This window comes from Thermostichus sp. MS-CIW-30 (genome assembly GCF_054058015.1).
Map to the genome: position 1 here is coordinate 53997 of NZ_JBSRZW010000007.1, position 16038 is coordinate 70034.

At 58.0% G+C, this 16038-nt stretch carries 14 protein-coding genes and 1 tRNA gene; 3 read left to right on the top strand and 12 right to left on the bottom strand.

Annotated elements, in window-relative coordinates:
• Positions 1-198: 198 nt before the first annotated feature.
• The 10 genes from ACVWXW_RS04740 to ACVWXW_RS04785 form a co-directional block, all read right to left on the bottom strand.
• Positions 199-271 (bottom strand) — tRNA-Phe (locus ACVWXW_RS04740).
• A gap of 59 nt (positions 272-330) precedes the next feature.
• Positions 331-984 carry a Crp/Fnr family transcriptional regulator gene (locus ACVWXW_RS04745; RefSeq protein ID WP_011434200.1) on the bottom strand — a complete coding sequence of 218 codons (654 nt, stop codon included), beginning with the start codon at positions 982-984 and terminating at the stop codon, positions 331-333.
• Between the two features lie 317 nt (positions 985-1301).
• Positions 1302-2897, bottom strand: coding sequence for a bifunctional aminoglycoside phosphotransferase/ATP-binding protein (locus tag ACVWXW_RS04750; protein WP_457403057.1), 1596 nt, complete (start codon positions 2895-2897; stop codon positions 1302-1304).
• 75 nt (positions 2898-2972) lie between these two features.
• Positions 2973-3542, bottom strand: a complete 570-nt coding sequence (locus tag ACVWXW_RS04755; protein ID WP_414332236.1) for a hypothetical protein — start codon at positions 3540-3542, stop codon at positions 2973-2975.
• 33 nt (positions 3543-3575) lie between these two features.
• Positions 3576-4577 (bottom strand): zinc-dependent alcohol dehydrogenase family protein, encoded by a 1002-nt coding sequence (locus ACVWXW_RS04760; protein ID WP_457403019.1) that lies wholly within the window; start codon positions 4575-4577, stop codon positions 3576-3578.
• A gap of 429 nt (positions 4578-5006) precedes the next feature.
• Positions 5007-5873, bottom strand: a complete 867-nt coding sequence (locus ACVWXW_RS04765; RefSeq protein ID WP_457403021.1) for a hypothetical protein — start codon at positions 5871-5873, stop codon at positions 5007-5009.
• Between the two features lie 349 nt (positions 5874-6222).
• Entirely contained in the window at positions 6223-7623 is a 1401-nt protein-coding gene (locus tag ACVWXW_RS04770; protein WP_414383519.1) for an AtzE family amidohydrolase, read from the bottom strand.
• Positions 7620-7808: a DUF4089 domain-containing protein gene (locus ACVWXW_RS04775; RefSeq protein ID WP_011430915.1), complete on the bottom strand. Its 189-nt coding sequence runs from the start codon at positions 7806-7808 to the stop codon at positions 7620-7622. Before ACVWXW_RS04775 ends, ACVWXW_RS04770 begins: the two co-directional genes overlap by 4 nt.
• A 93-nt stretch (positions 7809-7901) precedes the next feature.
• Complete coding sequence (locus ACVWXW_RS04780) at positions 7902-8534, bottom strand: hemerythrin domain-containing protein (RefSeq protein ID WP_457403022.1); 633 nt, start codon at positions 8532-8534, stop codon at positions 7902-7904.
• Between the two features lie 153 nt (positions 8535-8687).
• The gene (locus ACVWXW_RS04785; RefSeq protein WP_457403023.1) at positions 8688-9554 is read right to left on the bottom strand and encodes a tRNA (5-methylaminomethyl-2-thiouridine)(34)-methyltransferase MnmD; all 867 of its coding nucleotides are present in this window, start codon (positions 9552-9554) and stop codon (positions 8688-8690) included.
• A gap of 124 nt (positions 9555-9678) precedes the next feature.
• Between ACVWXW_RS04785 and accD the strand changes: the two genes are divergently transcribed.
• The 3 genes from accD (at position 9679) to ACVWXW_RS04800 (ending at position 12064) form a co-directional block, all read left to right on the top strand.
• A complete protein-coding gene (gene accD, locus ACVWXW_RS04790; RefSeq protein ID WP_457403024.1) occupies positions 9679-10623 on the top strand; it encodes an acetyl-CoA carboxylase, carboxyltransferase subunit beta in 945 nt (314 codons plus the stop codon).
• 239 nt (positions 10624-10862) lie between these two features.
• Entirely contained in the window at positions 10863-11258 is a 396-nt protein-coding gene (locus ACVWXW_RS04795; RefSeq protein WP_457403025.1) for an STAS domain-containing protein, read from the top strand.
• A 101-nt stretch (positions 11259-11359) separates the two neighbouring features.
• Positions 11360-12064, top strand: coding sequence for a class I SAM-dependent methyltransferase (locus ACVWXW_RS04800; protein ID WP_414415895.1), 705 nt, complete (start codon positions 11360-11362; stop codon positions 12062-12064).
• A gap of 18 nt (positions 12065-12082) precedes the next feature.
• Here ACVWXW_RS04800 and ACVWXW_RS04805 read toward each other — a convergent pair whose 3' ends face one another.
• Together ACVWXW_RS04805 and ACVWXW_RS04810 are read right to left on the bottom strand one after the other, a co-directional pair.
• Positions 12083-13324 carry an RNA-guided endonuclease InsQ/TnpB family protein gene (locus tag ACVWXW_RS04805; RefSeq protein WP_457403027.1) on the bottom strand — a complete coding sequence of 414 codons (1242 nt, stop codon included), beginning with the start codon at positions 13322-13324 and terminating at the stop codon, positions 12083-12085.
• 153 nt (positions 13325-13477) lie between these two features.
• Positions 13478-15658 carry an NAD-binding protein gene (locus ACVWXW_RS04810; RefSeq protein ID WP_457403028.1) on the bottom strand — a complete coding sequence of 727 codons (2181 nt, stop codon included), beginning with the start codon at positions 15656-15658 and terminating at the stop codon, positions 13478-13480.
• Positions 15659-16038: the final 380 nt, after the last annotated feature.

Below are 16038 nucleotides of genomic sequence, written 5' to 3' on the forward strand. Positions count from 1 at the left end.
GCAATCTCCACAGAGGCTGCCGGGATTATAACTTGCCTATGCTTGAGGTGAGGATTCCTACAACAATTTTCTTCAGTCCCGGAGCTGTGTGGCTATATGTGCATACACGTGAAGAGAGAAGAGCAGAACTCCCCAGACCGACATAGCAAAAAGGCTTAGGTCGTTGACCCAAGCCCGCCTCAGCATACTCATACCAGATGCCAGGAACCAGACTTGAACTGGTGACACGAGGATTTTCAGTCCTCTGCTCTACCAACTGAGCTATCCCGGCTCTGGACCTACTATCTTACGATGTCGAGGGGGGTTTTGACAACTGGTGGCGCCCCCAATTTAGCCAATCAATTTCTCCAAAGCCTCCATCTGGGGGATGCAGAGAACATCTCGGTTGCGATCCCGGCGGATCAGCTCCTCTTGCTCCAGTTTGGACAGAACGCGAGTGACCGTTTCCCGGGCTAGGCCACTTAGGCTGCTCAGCTCCCGATGGGGCAAGTTGGGGATCTCTACGCCACTTCGGCTAACCCGGCCACGGGATTCGGCCAAAAACAGCAGGATATCGGCAACACGGGCCGTACTACTGGCCTCGCGCAACTGCAGACGACGGTTGATCTGCCGTAAGCGGCGCGACATGAGCTGAGCAAGGCGGATGCCGGCCTGAGGATCAGAAGCCAAAAAAGCCAGGAAGTGTTGGGCCGACAGACAACTGACTTTGGTGGCGGTTAGAGCTACAACGTCGGTGGAACGAGGCGCTTCGTCCAAAGCAGCCATTTCCCCGAAGATTTCTCCTGGGCCAAGAATGGTGAGGGTGATCTCCCGGCCTTCGAGATCATGGGTGCGAATCTTGACCCACCCTTCCAGGATGAAATAAACGGCGTTACCCCAGTCATTTTGTAACAAGATGGCCTGGTTGACCGGGTGGGAGCGCAACGACATTTGCCCGGCCAGAGGCTCTAGCCTCTCAGGAGGAAAGCCCTCAAACAGGAGCATCAGGCGTAGGTCATCTGGAGTTACATCGCTCACCGTGGGATCCTCCTGCACGTGGTCAGTTCTGGTCGAGTGGGATGGGAAAAGGGTGGGCCTGCACAGACACGTCAACATGCCCCTCAGCCTACCGTCTCTCTCAGGTCTATGGCCCGCCGAGGCGAACTGCGTACCAATAGGACAGAGCTTTAGACCCAATTTTGACCTCTACTTTGGAAAGGGATCCCTGCCCAAAAAAGCTGCTGCCATTCTCTAACCCAGAAACGGCAAAATCCATCTTGCTGATGTTAATTCTCTCGACTTTGTGCAGTTTGAGTCGAGATCTAGACCTGCTGAAGTTGAGATGGCCAATCTTGGCTGGTATCCAAAACCTTTAAAAAAGGCCGTTCCGACTCGGAAAAATCCTGCCAGTGGGCCTGCTGTTGGGAGAGCATCTCGGCGGTGGCATCGGCAATGTCGGCAGAGGGCTGCTGATCCCCATCGATGCAGCCGGCTGGGGCCAAGAGGGGCTGAGGAGCTGAGCTACGGCGTTGTAGGCGCTCCCGCAAAACAGGTTCAGGGGCGTAGCAGTGGAGGATGCGCAGTGGGATCCCTTGGCGTTGGGCCTGATCAATGGCCATCCCCCGCAGGGCTTGCCGGTCAAACTTGGCGTCCAGAATCACGGTGTAGCCTTCCTGGGCCAGCTCTACTCCCAACTGCACCAAGCGGCGGTAGGTTTTATCGGTCATCTCCGGGGTATAAACCTCCGGCCCCCCCCGTTGCCGCAGAGGGATCCCGGCCAAATGCTTGCGCACCGCATCGGAGCGAATGTGAATGGCTCCCCGCTGACGGGCCAAGTGGCGGGCTACCGTGCTTTTGCCGGATCCCGACAATCCCGACATCAGGAACAACTGCCCCCGCTTGGGGAGGGTGTATTCCCAGGCAAGACGGTAATAGCGGGCGGCGGTGCTAAAGGCTGTGGCCTTGGCTTCCTCTGCTGCAGTGGGATCCTCCAGCAAAAAAGAGGTGACCTTGGCCCGCACGTAGGCCTGCCGATTGAGGTAAATAGGCAAGATCTTCAACCCTTCCCAATCTCCGGTTTCTTCCAGGTAGGTGTTCAAATAGGCGTTTCCCAGATCGGGGCGATGGCGGGCATCCAGATCCATCACCCCATAGGATATGTCGTACATGACATCCACAAAGCGGAAGGCTTCATTAAACTCGATGCAATCAAAAAGCAGGATCTTCCCTTCCCAAAAACAGATGTTGCCTAGGTGCAGGTCTCCGTGGCATTCACGAATGCGGTTTTGTTCTATTCTTTGTTGAAACAGCTCCTGCCGCTCAGCAAAAAAGCGATCGGTGTAGGCTTGGGTTTCTCGATATTGCTGAGCTGTTTGTGGGCCGCCGACGTAGCGCTGGGTTTGGGCGTAATTCTCGTCAAAGGCTTCTCGCACCCGTTCTGGCCGGCCAAAGCTGCGGATGTAGTCGTTGGTCTCGGTTTGGGCATGAAACGTCGCCACCACCCGCCCCAGCTCCTCCATCAAGGACGGCGTTAGCTCTCCCCGCTCAAACAGGTTGCTGAACAGTTGCTCTTGGGGAAATTGCCGCATTTGCAGAGCGTATTCTATGGGCTCGCCGCTGCTGTTGAACTGAAATCGGTCATCGGTCTGGACAATGGGCAACACTTGCAGATAAAGGCCGGGAGCACCGCGCTGGTTCATGCGCAGCTCTTCTTGGCAAAAGTGGCGCCGCCTCTCCAGGGTGGTGAAGTTCAAAAAGCCAAAGTCCAAAGGCTTTTTCACTTTATAGGCATAGTCGCCTGTCAGCAGAATATAGGAAATGTGGGTTTGAATAAGCCGAATGGGATCCTGTACCGGATGAGGGTAGAAGGCGGGATCCAGCATCGCTTGGATCAAGGGGGGCAGGTGGGTGTCGACCATGAAAAACGATAGAGATGGAAAAAGGGCTTGGACGGGGATCCCTATCTTCCGCCGACAGAGCAGATTGTCCTCCACCTATTCCTTAAAGGGCAAGGCGGCTTCTTGGGGGGAAAGACGGATGAGGCTGATCCCCTGCTGAATTAGCGTATCTTGAGCAGCACCGGAAAGAGCGTAGGGCCAGACCAGATATTTGGTGTTGATGTAGTCTTGTCCGCGCTTGGCCAGGTTTACCTGTTCCGAGAGCATGCGCACGTCTGGCCCGCGGCTGATAGTGGCTTCGGCCCGGCGAATGCGCTGCATCAGTTGGCTGAACAGCTCTTGGGGCTGCTGCACAAACACCACAATGGCCAAGTCACAGGGGTTGTAATAGTTGCCGATGCCGCAGAGGAGCAGGGCTTCACTGGAGAGAACAAGGGTTTCTTGATCCCCCAGAGCCACCACCGGATACAGAAAGGTGCGCACATCCTCCAGTTGCCAGTGGTTAAAAGAGTGGCTATCTACCTCCCCCCGCACCCAAGAGGAGATGGCAGGAAAAACTGCTTCGCTCAACAGTCGATAGGCCGTCTGGGGTCGCCCTAGCCAGCAGAGGGCATTTTCGTAGAAGCTCTCGTTCTCCAGCAGGTGGGGGGTGAGAGGAGCAACCATGGGCAGATCCTCAACGGGCTTTCTCCAGCATGCCTACTCGGGGATGGTTAAGGCAATTTTGCCCAGAACGGATCCCTGCTCCAGCAACCGGTGGGCGGCAGCCGCTTCGGCCAGAGGAAAGGTGTGGCTGAGCTGGATCCGCAGTTGGCCTTGGTCGATGAGGCGGGCACATTGCCTGAGGATTTCCGCCTGATTTTGTTGGGCGTTGGTCAGGCTTTTCAGCATCGGGGTGAGCATCAGCTCAAATCCCACCCGCAAGTTGCGGTCGCGAGCCACCCGCCAGTCGATCTCTGGGGCCGGGGCCAGCAGGGTGACGATATCTCCGTACACGCGCACTGCGGGGAAGGTCTGCTCCAATAGCTTGCCGCCCAAGGTATCTAGGGCAAGATCCACCCCCTCTCCCCCTGTCCAGTCCAAAACGGCGCGCACAAAGTCTGTCTGCCGGTAGAAGATGGGCAAGCCGGCGCCTAGGGAACGGACAAACTCTGCCTTTTCCGGGGTGCTCACGGTGGTGGCCACTTTGGATCCCCGTAGACGGGCCAGTTGAATGGCCACATGGCCAACTCCACCCGCTCCCCCGTGGATGAGCACACTTTGGCCGGCCTGGAGACGTCCCCGGTCGTAAAGCGCTTCCCAGGCGGTGATCAGCACCAGCGGGGCAGCAGCAGCCTCCGCAAAGCTCAGAGTTCTGGGCTTGGGAGCCACAAAACGCTCGTCCACCACGATCAGCTCGGCGTAATTCCCCGCCTGCCTGCCCAGACCCCCGTGGCAGAAGTACACCTCGTCTCCCACTGTAAAGTGCCTAACTCCGGATCCCACGGCTTCCACAATGCCGGCACCGTCACACCCCAAAATGGCGGGCATCTCCTCTGGATAGAAGGTGCCCCGTTGCCGCAGTTTGGTGTCGATGGGGTTGACGCCGGCTGCCCTCAGACGGATGCGCAGCTCCCGCTCGCCGCGAATTTGGGGCTCAGGTACTTCTCGGAGCTGCAGAACCTCTGGCCCGCCGGGCACACTCATGACTACGGCTTTCATGCGCTCAAGTTGTCAGCTTCAGTTGGGTTGGCCCGCTCAAAGGATGCAGGGTAGAGTTTGTTCTGGTGATGAGAAGATGGGCATCTCCCCATTGGGGTGTTGCTTTGCAACCCTGCGGAGTCTTGCAGCTGCTCTCTAGCCTATTTTAGCTAAACCGCCGAGAAGCCCCGCGCTGTATGCGCAGGGTCAACATACCCACGCAAAACCGAAGCCGTCACCCCACTCCATGAAGCAATAAAAAGGCTAGTGACTAGTGACTAGTCACTACGCACTACTCTACAGGGCGGTGGGGCATCCCGTCCTTTTCGCGTCAGCGGGACGTAGTCCTTAAGCTCAGGAAATGTCTGAAGCGATAGCAGGGGTCACTGAGAAGCCCGCGCTGTGTGCGTAGCAACCCTGCGGGAAGCTAGCTACAGCGTCGGGAGTATGTCACGCAGCCTGCGACTTCATGGGCTCCGAGTAGGCCAAAATGAACTGAATGAACTGGTCGATCTCCAGCAGAATGTGTTCCGCCTCGGCCAGAGAGGTCGGTACGGTTGCCAGCACCTGGGCATCTACTTCTGCAGCCTGCCCCGCTTCTCGCAAGAGGTTCATCGAGTTATGGCTGAGCAGGAGCTCCAGCTCGTTCAGGGTTACCATGGCCAGCTGCTCCTCGGCTTGATGGAGCTTATTTTGCAAAGTCTGAACTTGTTCGGTTTGCACCTTCAGCCTAGCTTCCGCCTGCTCAGCGCGAGATACAGCCAGTTGTGCAGCTTGCTGGGCCTCATCCCGCTGAGCTTTCAGGAAGGCCATCTCTTGCTCCAATTGTGCCAATCGCTCTTGCAGGCTGTAAATGTGCTGATCCCGGTCTCCCAAAGCTCGCTCCAGCTCGCGATTTCGAGCCTCCATCTGCTGACAAGCTTCGTTCGCTTGGGCCAGCTGTTCCGCCAAGTTTGCCATTTCCTCTTCCATGTTGGTGAGCCGACTCAAGCGTTCCAAAACCTGAGCATTTTCGGCTTCCAGTTTCTCAATCAGCGCTTGAGCGCTCAACAGTTCTGCTTTGGTAGAGTCCAGCTCGCCGCAGACTTGGTCGTAGTTGGCGATTAGCTCGCCAAGCCGGGCCTCTTTGGCTTGCAGTTCTTCTCGTAAGGAGTTCATCCAGCGGTCGCTCTGCTTAAGCTGCTCTTGCAAAATCGGCTTGAGCGGAAAGAGTCGTTTGATGTAGCGCTGTAGGCGGCTGTGGGACTGATCCAATTTGGCGAAGGCTTCATTGAGAGAGAGATAAGCCTCGCAGAGTTTCGTGTAGCGCCGAGCCACAGAATCAGGATGATCCATAGGGTTATAGAGTCCAGGTGGGGGTGCCGTGTCTATTTTATGCTGTTCATTCTATTGGCCAAGCCCGGAAAAGGAGGCATTCGATACAACAACTGGGGGCTTAATTTTACTTTAATATCCGGTGCCCCAATCTCTCTTGCGAGCCAAGGCCAAAGAGTCTGCCCAAATCCAGCTTCAGACATTGCCCACGGGCCATACGGAGACTAGAGCTTCTCCCCCAAGGCAATCATTCTCTTGACCGCAAAATGTTTATCTACACATTTAGTGTCTACAAGAGGATGCCCGCGAGTCCTAACGCTAGATACGCTGCAAAAGCAGGGCTCTTCATGGCTCAGACCGGCTGGGCATTGGGGATCCCTAGCTTCTCCAAATAGGCGGCTGCCCGCAGCAGTTTGGCTTCTTGATAGGGGGCGGCCACCAGTTGTACGCCAAAGGGCAGGGATCCGCTCTCGCGCAACGGCACTGAAAGCACCGGCAGGCCGATAAACGAGAGGGGCTGAGTGTAGAGGCCGAGGTTGGGCCGAGTGAGAACCTCTACCCCATCGATCACCATCTTCTCTTGGCCGAGCAAGGGGGCAAAGCAGGGGGTGGTGGGGGCGATGAACAGATCGATCTCCTGAAAAATGGCCTGCACCTGCTGGCGATACCAGCGGCGAAAGCGCTGCGCCTGCAAGATCCAACTGGCAGGCAACAGGGCTCCGGCCAAAAAGCGATCCCGGGTGGCCGGGTCAAAGTCGTGGGGGCGAGTTCGCAGGTTGGGCAAGTGCAGGTTGGCTCCCTCAGCAGCCGTGATCAGGAAGGCGGCGGCACGGGCGCGCTGGGCTTCCGGGATCCGCACAGTCTGGCCGACCCCCAAGGCTTGGGCCACCTTTTCTACCCCGGCCAAGATGGGGGGCTCTGCCCCTCGGGCAAAGTAATCATCCGCCACCGCGATGCGCAAGCCCTCGATCCCCTGCCCCAATTGCCCAAAGGTGGGATCTACAGGACGCCGGGTACAGACGGGATCTTGGGGATCCGGCCCTTGCATGACATCGAAGCTGAGGGCAATATCGGCCACTGAACGGGCCAAGGGGCCCACGTGGTCAAAGCTGGCGGCAAACAGAGCCGCTCCTGCCCGCGATAGACGGCCATAGGTGGGCTTGAGGCCGTAGACGCCACACAAAGAGGCCGGTACCCGAATCGAGCCGTTGGTGTCGCTGCCCAGGGCGAGAGGCACCAAACCTCCTGCTACTGCAGCTGCCGAGCCGCCGGAGGATCCCCCCGCACTGCGGCTGAGATCGTGGGGGTTGTGGGTGGGGCCGTAGTGGCTGTTTTCGGTGACGAAGCCGTAGGCGTACTCGTCCATGTTGAGGGTGCCCACCAAGATTGCCCCTGCCTGCTTGAGACGAGCCACCACCGTTGCATCTTGGATGGCCGGGGGATTCTCGCGGTTGATCGCCGAGCCAGCCAGGGTGGTGAGGCCGGCCACGTCAAATAAGTTCTTGACGGCAAAGGGCACCCCTGCCAACGGGCCTACAGGGATCCCTTGAGCCACCTGTCGATCCACCTGCTCCGCCGCTTGTAAGGCCGATTCCTCCAAGACAGCTGTAAAGGCATTGAGCTGGGGATCCCGCCGGCGAATCCGCTCCAGACAGGCGGCCACCACCGCTTGGGCGCTCACGGATCCCTGGCGGACAGCCCTGGCAATAGAGACCGCGTCGGCGCTGCCGAGAAGATGGGGATCCCCGGTCATGGCTGAGGGTCAAAGGTGGGATCTGGCTCAACTATCGGCGGCAACGGGAACTCCAGCACCTGTTGAGCAATGGGCAGAAAGCGGGCAAAATTTTCGATCACCCCTGCTCGGTGTTCAGGATGCAGGGGCAGTTGCAGCAGTTGGGCCATTTGATCGACGTAGGTTTCGGGATCCCAGGGTTGCATGGTTCTAGGGTCAGCAGGCCGGTTGCGGCAAAGATACCACAAGCTCGCCTGCGAACACCACCAGGCAGCCTCCAACAACAAGACCGTCGTTGGCTAGGGAGCGGCCATCTGCACAGCGTTGCCCTGCAGCGACCAGAAGCGCTCGTTGGGCAAGACAGGGCGGGTTATCGCCTGCCGTTCCAGCTCATTCAAAGCAACGCGACGGCTATGTGCAGAGCGATTGGAAGCAGCGCTGGCTTGCAGGCGTTTGCGGAACAGACGCAACTGCTGCTGCTCTGCTTCGGGAGAAACATGCTGGGCAAAGAGGGGATGCAAGATTTTCTCCTCCTGATCAAACTGAGCCCGCAATTGCCGATAGAAGTGAAGGGCAGCAGAGGGATCCACCTGCTGGGGAGTGCGCTCTGATTGGTGCAAAAAGCGCGTCAGCTCCGGAATCTGATCCCCCAGATGTTGCTCCAGCCGCTCAATTTGGTCGCTAAGGTGGGGATCCGCCTGGAGAGCCGACCTGAGCAGGGGGTAGAGAACATGCCGCTCCAGTTGAATGTGGCGGGAGAGGCGCTGTCGCAACCTTTGTACACAGAGGCGTCGCTGCTCCAGATCCAACTCCGGCGCTCGAGACAGGCGAGTCAAAAACTGCAGGATGACGCGGTGCTGTTCAGCACAAAGGGCAACCAGCGTACCGGCAGAGGTTGCTCGCGTCAGCGGGAGGGACTCCTCAGAGGACATGGCATTCACAGCAGAAAAGTTTCATCCTAGCTTAACTTTGTCAAGAAATGATGGCTTGCGTAAGGGTACGGGAATAGCGCAGGTGTCTTGGATACACTCGGGCAGCAATCCTGGGAAAAGTTGTCCAGATCTGAACTCCGGCAACGCCACTCTCTAGGCTTGCACAGGCCAGCGGCGTTTCCAAGCAGAAGTGGGCTCCAAAGGGGATCCCTGCTGTTCCCGTTGGCGTTGCAGACGGATTTGCGCTCTATCTCCTTTCAAGGTGGGATCCCGGTAGGGCACGGCAGCGCGGGTTTTCAGGTGCTCCCACTCCATGGGGGAAAGAGGCGGCAGGTGGTCAGGTTGGGGCGAGGCCACTGTCCCCGGCCAAGGACGACCTACCGGGGGGGTAGAGCCGATGAAAAGCCCTGCTTCCAACAGAGCCGCTCGCACCGCCGCTGCACAGGAATAGGTGGCCAAAATCCCGCTGGGGCGCATCCGTTCGGCCACGGCCCGCAAGAAATCCACCGTCCACAGCTCTGGGCAAACCGAAGGGGAGAAGGGATCCAAAAACACCGCATCTGCCCACCCCAGCGGCACCTGCAACACCGTTTGCCGGGCATCGCCCCACAGCAGCGTTCCGCGCCAGCGCTCCGATTGCCAGGATCCCTGTTCAATCCAGTGTTGCCATTCTTGCCCAAAGCTCCAGGTGGATCCCACCCCCGCCTGCCAAGCCTGGCGAGGTACTTCCGGGGATCGCTCTAGGCCGATTACTTCTACAGAACAGTGGGGCCGGATTTGCCAAATGGTTTCTAGGGCAAGGCCGGAGTTGTAGCCCAAGCCAAAGCAAATATCCAAAAGGCGAATGGGCTGGGCGGGATCCCGCTCCAAAGGCAGCCGATCCAGCCGGCAAGGGCGGACAAACTTCTCCAGAGCCTCCTGAGCGGCACCACTGACGTTGTGAAAAGCCTGTCCAAACTCTTCCGAGAAAAAGGTCAGGGATCCATCCCCTGTGGTCAGCACCTGCCACCGAGTCTTCATTGCCTGCTGTTGTCTCTATTTTCAGTTGGGCGATTCTTTGATAGCTTGAGAACGTTGAGATGTGTTTCGCAGCTCACCGGCAGGGCTCTCGACATCCCTGAGTAGGGAGGATATTTCAACAGCTATGTCTCTACTGGATTGGTTTGCGGAGCGGCGCAGACAAACCTCTCTGAACCTGACAGGTAGCAGCCCCTTCGACAAAGAGCGTCAGGTAAGAGAGATTGCCGACGGCCTCTGGCAAAAGTGTCCTGCCTGTGACACCCTGACCTACACCAAGGATCTGCAGCAAAACTGGCAAGTCTGCCCTAGCTGTGGGCATCACCACCGCATTACAGCCCCAGAGCGTCTGGAACAGCTTTTGGATCCCGGATCCTGGCAGCCCCTGGACGAACACCTGGCTCCCACGGATCCCCTGCACTTTTTCGACCAAAAGCCCTACTCCGAGCGCCTGGCCTCTTATCAGGAGCGCACCCAGCTCAAGGATGCCGTCCTGACAGGGTTGGGAAGCCTGGAAGGGATCCCGGTGGCGATTGGAGTGATGGACTTTCGCTTCATGGGCGGCAGCATGGGCTCGGTGGTGGGAGAGAAGATCGCCCGCCTCACGGAACGGGCCACCTGCGATCACCTGCCCTTGATCCTCTTTTCGGCTTCGGGGGGGGCCCGCATGCAGGAAGGGATCCTCAGCCTGATGCAGATGGCCAAGACCTCAGCCGCCCTACAAAGGCACCGCGACGCCAGACAATTGTTCATCTCCGTGCTCACCCATCCCACCTATGGCGGGGTAACTGCCAGCTTTGCCATGCTGGGAGATTTGATCCTGGCCGAGCCGGGCGCGCAGGTGGGGTTTGCCGGGCCGAATGTAATCGAGCAAACCATCGGCAAGGGCAAGCTGCCAGAAGGCTTCCAAACCGCCGAGTACCTGCTGGCCCAAGGGCTCATCGACGCGATTGTGCCCCGTACTGAGCTGCGCAAGCGGCTGGCCCAGTTGCTCTCTATGCACCGCCCCCGTTTGCATGTGTCCCTTCCTTCAATCAGCTCAGAGGCTTTAACCCTGCAGCCCATGCTGTAGGTAGATCTGGCTGGAACCTGAGATGGGTGGCCGAGGCGGGATCCCTTCCCTGCGGGGGATGGAGTTCCTGCTAAGCTCTGGGGCGGCTCTTACTTCATGGGTTTACACGGCTTCCCTCTGGCTTGTTGGGAGAGGAGCTGGGGGCGAGAGGGCAGATGTTTTTGGAGGGAGCCGCGCTGTCCCTGGGGATCTTCACAAGATTTCCTGGTGGGCGGTAGCGGATGGTGTTAAGGTGGGGCATGAGGTCTTCACTGGAAACGATGGATTTCAAGCTGCGCATCCGTACTGCTGAGACTCCACAAGGGCAAAAACTGGCGATTGTGCCGCTGGAGGGTCGTTTTGATGCCAAGGCCGCCTCAGAAGTTCGGCAATTGCTCCAGCAGGTTTTAGATTTCGGTTACACCAATATGTTGATCGATATGTCGTCGGTCACTTTTATGGACAGCTCTGGGCTGGGGGTGTTGATCTCGGCTTTGCGCAAGTGCCGTACTGCTGGGGGCAACCTCAGCCTCTGTTGCGTGCCGGAAAATGTGGCCCTCGTCCTCAACCTCACCTCTATGGAAAAGGTATTGACCTGCTTTAGCGACCTGGAGACCGGCATTGCCAACTTTTCCAGCGCTCCCACTGCTCGTTAGGCCGACATTAGGCCTTACTTTTGGGGATCCCCCGATGCTCTTTTCAGCCCATCAGCGAATTCTGGTGATCCCTCTAGCAATTTTCTCAACAATCTTCAGCCATGCCCCAGACCGGCCTCGATACCTTTCAGCTTCTCTACCAGCACCACCGTGGCCCCAGCTTCTGCGAGCGCATGGTGGCGACGGCTCCTGGGCGCTTTAACGAGGCGTTTTGGCAGTTCTGGCAGATGCACATCGAGCCCTGTCTGCCTCCTGCACCGCGCTTGTTGGATCTGGGAACCGGGCCGGGGTTTGCTCTGGGTCAGTGGGCGCAACGCTATCCCGGAGGACACTTCATCGGGGTGGATGTGATGCCCTACATGTTGGAGCGAGCGGCGGCAGATTTGAAGGGGATCCCTGGAATCCAGCTGCTGCAGGCCGACCTGCACGACCCTCACTTGCCGCTTGCGGCCAACAGCATCGATGCAGCTCAGGCAGTGGTGGTGTTGCACGAGATGGTGCAGCCCTTGCGCTTGTTGCAGGAGGTGTTGCGTCTACTCAAGCCGGGGGGGCGATTTTTGCTGGTGGATTGGGTGCGCGCCCCGCTCAGCCTCTACTTCGATGCCGATACAGAGGCCCAACTCTTCCAGTCGGACACGCCTTTGGAAACGCTGCTGGATCAGTTTACCCACTTCTACGAGCACAATCGCTTCAGCGCCGAAGACCTGGTGTGGTTGCTGGAGAAGGTGGGTTTCGCAGTGGTGGCTCAGCAGCTCTACAACCAAAATCGCTTTGTGCGACTTGCAGCCGAAAAGCCTATCTCGTAAACTACCCGGCTCCGACCGCTAAGCGGTACGGAGCGGGCTTTCAGTAGCCCTGAGCCTGCTCTGCCCTACCAGAGAACAAAACAGGCCCGAACCTCTAGGCTGGTTTACGACAGCCCCCAAGAGCGCAATCACATTCGCACCATTCAAATCCGCATCCCCTTCCCATCCACAGTGCCCACACTTAAACTTCTTTCCACTGCGGTAGGATTGCGCAGGGTCGGGATGGACGTGCAGGCATTTGTGGCAGGTCTGTGACGTGTAAGCAGGCGGCACAAGAACCAGAGAAACCCCTGCAACTCTCGCCTTGTATTCCAGAAACTGGCGTAGCTGGTAGAACGCCCAACTGTTGGCCCTGCGCCGCTCGGCTTTGCTGCGTGGCTGTTGATTGACCCTTTCTCGGATCCCTGTCAGGTCTTCCAGAGCGATAGCGCTGTTGGTAGCTTTTGCCCTAGAGACAATAGCTTTGGAGATGCGATGATTGACCCACGTTTTTGCTACGCAACGCTGACGCGACTGAAAGCGTCTTTCCTTGCCAGACAGCCGTTGCAACAGTTCTCTGCATCTGCGCCGCGAACTGCGTGTGCCCTTACTGGCTTTGCGTTGGAGTACCGCCCTCAACCGGGAGTAGTGGTCGCGGACTCTGTTCAACTGCTGTCCATTCCAATTGTCCCCGTCTGACGTATGGGCAATATCCGTCCTCCCCAAGTCCACCCCCAGCACTCTACCCGTGCGTTGCGGTGGGGATGGCTCCGCTTCCACACAGATCTGAATAGAGTAGGAGCCGTCTTTACGCTTGACCAGAGTGGCAGATTTGGGATTGGAGCCCGCCAGCCGTTCTCTCTGGTAGCGGCCAATCGCCAGCTCAAAGCGCTCCCGACCCTCCACCGTGGTCAGCGACACCGTCCAGTCTTTCTCGCGGAACGAAAAGATACGAGCGTCGTAGGTAGCGAAGCCCCCTTTGAACGCTTTGACGGGGCGGTTTTTCTGTTGGGCAACTTTACGGGCGCCGGCCAGCCGTCTGCAGACCTGCTGGTCGCGTAAGCGGGACGTAGTCCTTGCCAAGTTACTGGACAAGCCAAACCGAGCGCGAATCTGGTAATAGCAAAGGGACTGGAGTTTGACTGCGTTGACTACTTTTTCTGGTGTGTTTTGGTTGACCCAGTTCAACGCCTGCACAAAGGCATCCATTGTCGCATCCAACTTTGCGGCTTGCGACTGGGCTACCTTGAGCTTGCAGGAGACGGTCAGGACTTGGGTCATGGTTCTATCATAACTTCCGCATTCCTCCCGACACTGACCCTACGGGTACAGTGCGGGGCTCCTGCGATTTCTAGCTGAATGTCCAACTGCCCATAACGAGATGTTTTGGACTACGGAGTGCAGAATAGACCAATAAACAGAACAGTGTCCAAATCAATTCAGATTACTCTCGCTGTTTTCGTTCATGGCTGCAGGGATCCAATGGGCAGGCTGCGCCTGGGCAAACACCTGCACTTCAGTGCTCATCTTGCGCAGTTGGCGGGCTAACTTGATTGCCTTGTCGCGGGGAAGGGGTGGGCTCACCACCGCCGGCAGACAGCCCAATAGGGGTTTCAGGGCCGTTTTGGGCAGGCGTGCGTAGAACGATAAAGCCGAGAGGATCTCCTCTTCAAAATAGGGGTTGCGATACTCTAGGAGGCGCACCTGATACAGCTCTGGGGGAAGAGGCCGTCCTTGGGTTAAGCGAATCAGGGATTCCACCGTTCCCATCACATAGAGTTGATCGCCTTCTTTCAACAGGGTCTTGCCCTCTTTTTGCCAGATCTTGGGAAAAACACAGGGTTTCCCCGGTCGGGAGCGATGCAGCAAGATCACCAGGTCATAGTCCTGGGCCAGTTGGCGCAAGGATAGCCCCAGGTAGTGGCAATCGGCCGAGACCTCCAGCAGCGTCACCAGCAGAGTTTCCCCTTGCCAAGCCAGAGTGCCGTAGACGGATCCCACCAGTGCTGCTGTGGCAAAAGCCCGTGCCCCCAACCCGGTAGCGCTGTAGCTGATCCCCAGGGTCTGCATGTGGCGCTGCATGCGAGCCGCCAATTCGGGATCGGTAACCCGCAAAATGGTGCGGATCCCCGGCTGCAGGCTGTGGGCCGTCAGGGCCGTCTCCAGGTTGGTGAGATCGTCAGGGGTGGTGCAGATCAGGCAGCGGCTGCCTTGAATGCGAGCCTGCTGCAGCGTGCTTGCCAGGGCATAATCCCCACGAACCACCACCGCTCCCTCCCGTTCCGCTGCCTCCAAGAGAGGGTTCTCGCTATTGGGATCCACCACCACCACCTCGTAGCCCATCTGCCGCAACAACTGCAGCACCAAATAGCTCAGCCGCCCCAACCCTGCGATCACCACATGATCCTCTTTGGGCATACGGGCAGCCCGACCCAAGCCAAAGCGACTGCTCACCAATTTGTCGGTCACCAAGCCGTAAATCAACCCCACCAGGGCAGCCCCCACCAAGGTCATCATCACCGCCAGCACCTTCACCCCCAGCGGTGTTTCCGGCTGTTGAAAAGCCTCAATATCCCCGTAGCCCCCTGTCAGCACCACGATCGTCAGCAAAAGCCCCTCGATGAGGGGTTTGCCGATCATCCTGAAGTTGATCACCCCCAGCACCAGCATGACCCCCAAGGTGAAGGTGAGGGTGCGCACGATGGGCTTGACCTGTAGGAGTCCCTGCACTCCTCTGCGCAGCCAAGACCCAAGGGATCCCCGCCCCAACGACCTGCCTTGCCGTTGTTGTCGCTTGTCCTGCATCTGGCCGCTGGCCCAGCGCTGTGCCCGTGAGGAGCCCCGTCGCCCGTTGCGTTCCAACAGTTGCAGGTAGGCTCTGGGATCGCAAATGACCAAAACGCGATCCCCCTCCAGCAGCTCTGCCTCGTGGTCAAAGTCGTCGAAAACTCGCTGTTTGGAAAAGTTAGAAAGCCCATCCACCGGGTAATGAAACAGCACCCGCGCCCCAAAAGTTTCCTCCAGCTCCGAGAGGGGCATATGCAGCAGGCGGGAGTTGTATCCGATGGTCAGCTCTACCACGTTCCAGAGGGTGGTCTCTCGGTCTGAGACAAAGTAAGCCGGATCTGCCAGCTCTGGCGGAAGCGTGGCCGGCTGGGCTTCCAGCTGGGGCAGCTCAAAGTAGCCAACAAATTCGTCGGAAACGGCCTTAAGGGCAAAAGCCGGGGCAGCCAAAGCCGCCACCGATAGGGAAAAATGCTGCGGCAAAGCCGAGTCGAGATAGCGGGCAAGGCTGTGGTTGAACAGACGGGAGACGACACGCACCTGTGGATTGAGATCTCGAATCAGCAAAGCCAGCTCGAAATTGGCTTGGTCGCTGTCCTCCAGGAGCAGCGCCACCCTAATCCGCTCGATCCCAGCCCGCTGCAACACCCCCGGCTGGCGGGGATCCGCCTGTAGGTATTGCCACTGCTCTTCCAAATGAGGGGGCAGATCGGGAGCAACTACTACAGCGCGATGTCCAAAAGCTTCTAGGGCTTGGAGAGTGAGCTCCACCAAATCGTTGTAGCCGCAGACCAGGATAGAGACACCTGGATCCCTGCTATTCTCTTGCACCTGTGCATGAGGCGATCTCGAAAGGGAGCTCACCATAGCTCTGTCATCTACCCTGCTCCCTTTATACCCGAAGCCTCTTCAGCTTTCGCGAGTGCTGTCAATACCGCTGACCGCAAAGCCCTGGGTAGAGACCCGTTGCTCAACAAGACCGGCTGCGTTGCTGGCCATCTCAGGCGCTGTCGAGGACAAGGGGAAGCCACCCAGTTTCATCCCAAAGGGTGAGAAGTGAGAACAACTCCCAAGAGCTTGACCTGGTACTTGAGATCTCCTATCATTTCCTCAAGGCAAAGTTCTTGAATAAAAGTCTCAATAAGGTTGGCCCAAGATAAGAGCCAACAGAGTGAGGCTTGCGGGGACTGTCTTTGTCCTTTGGGCTTGGC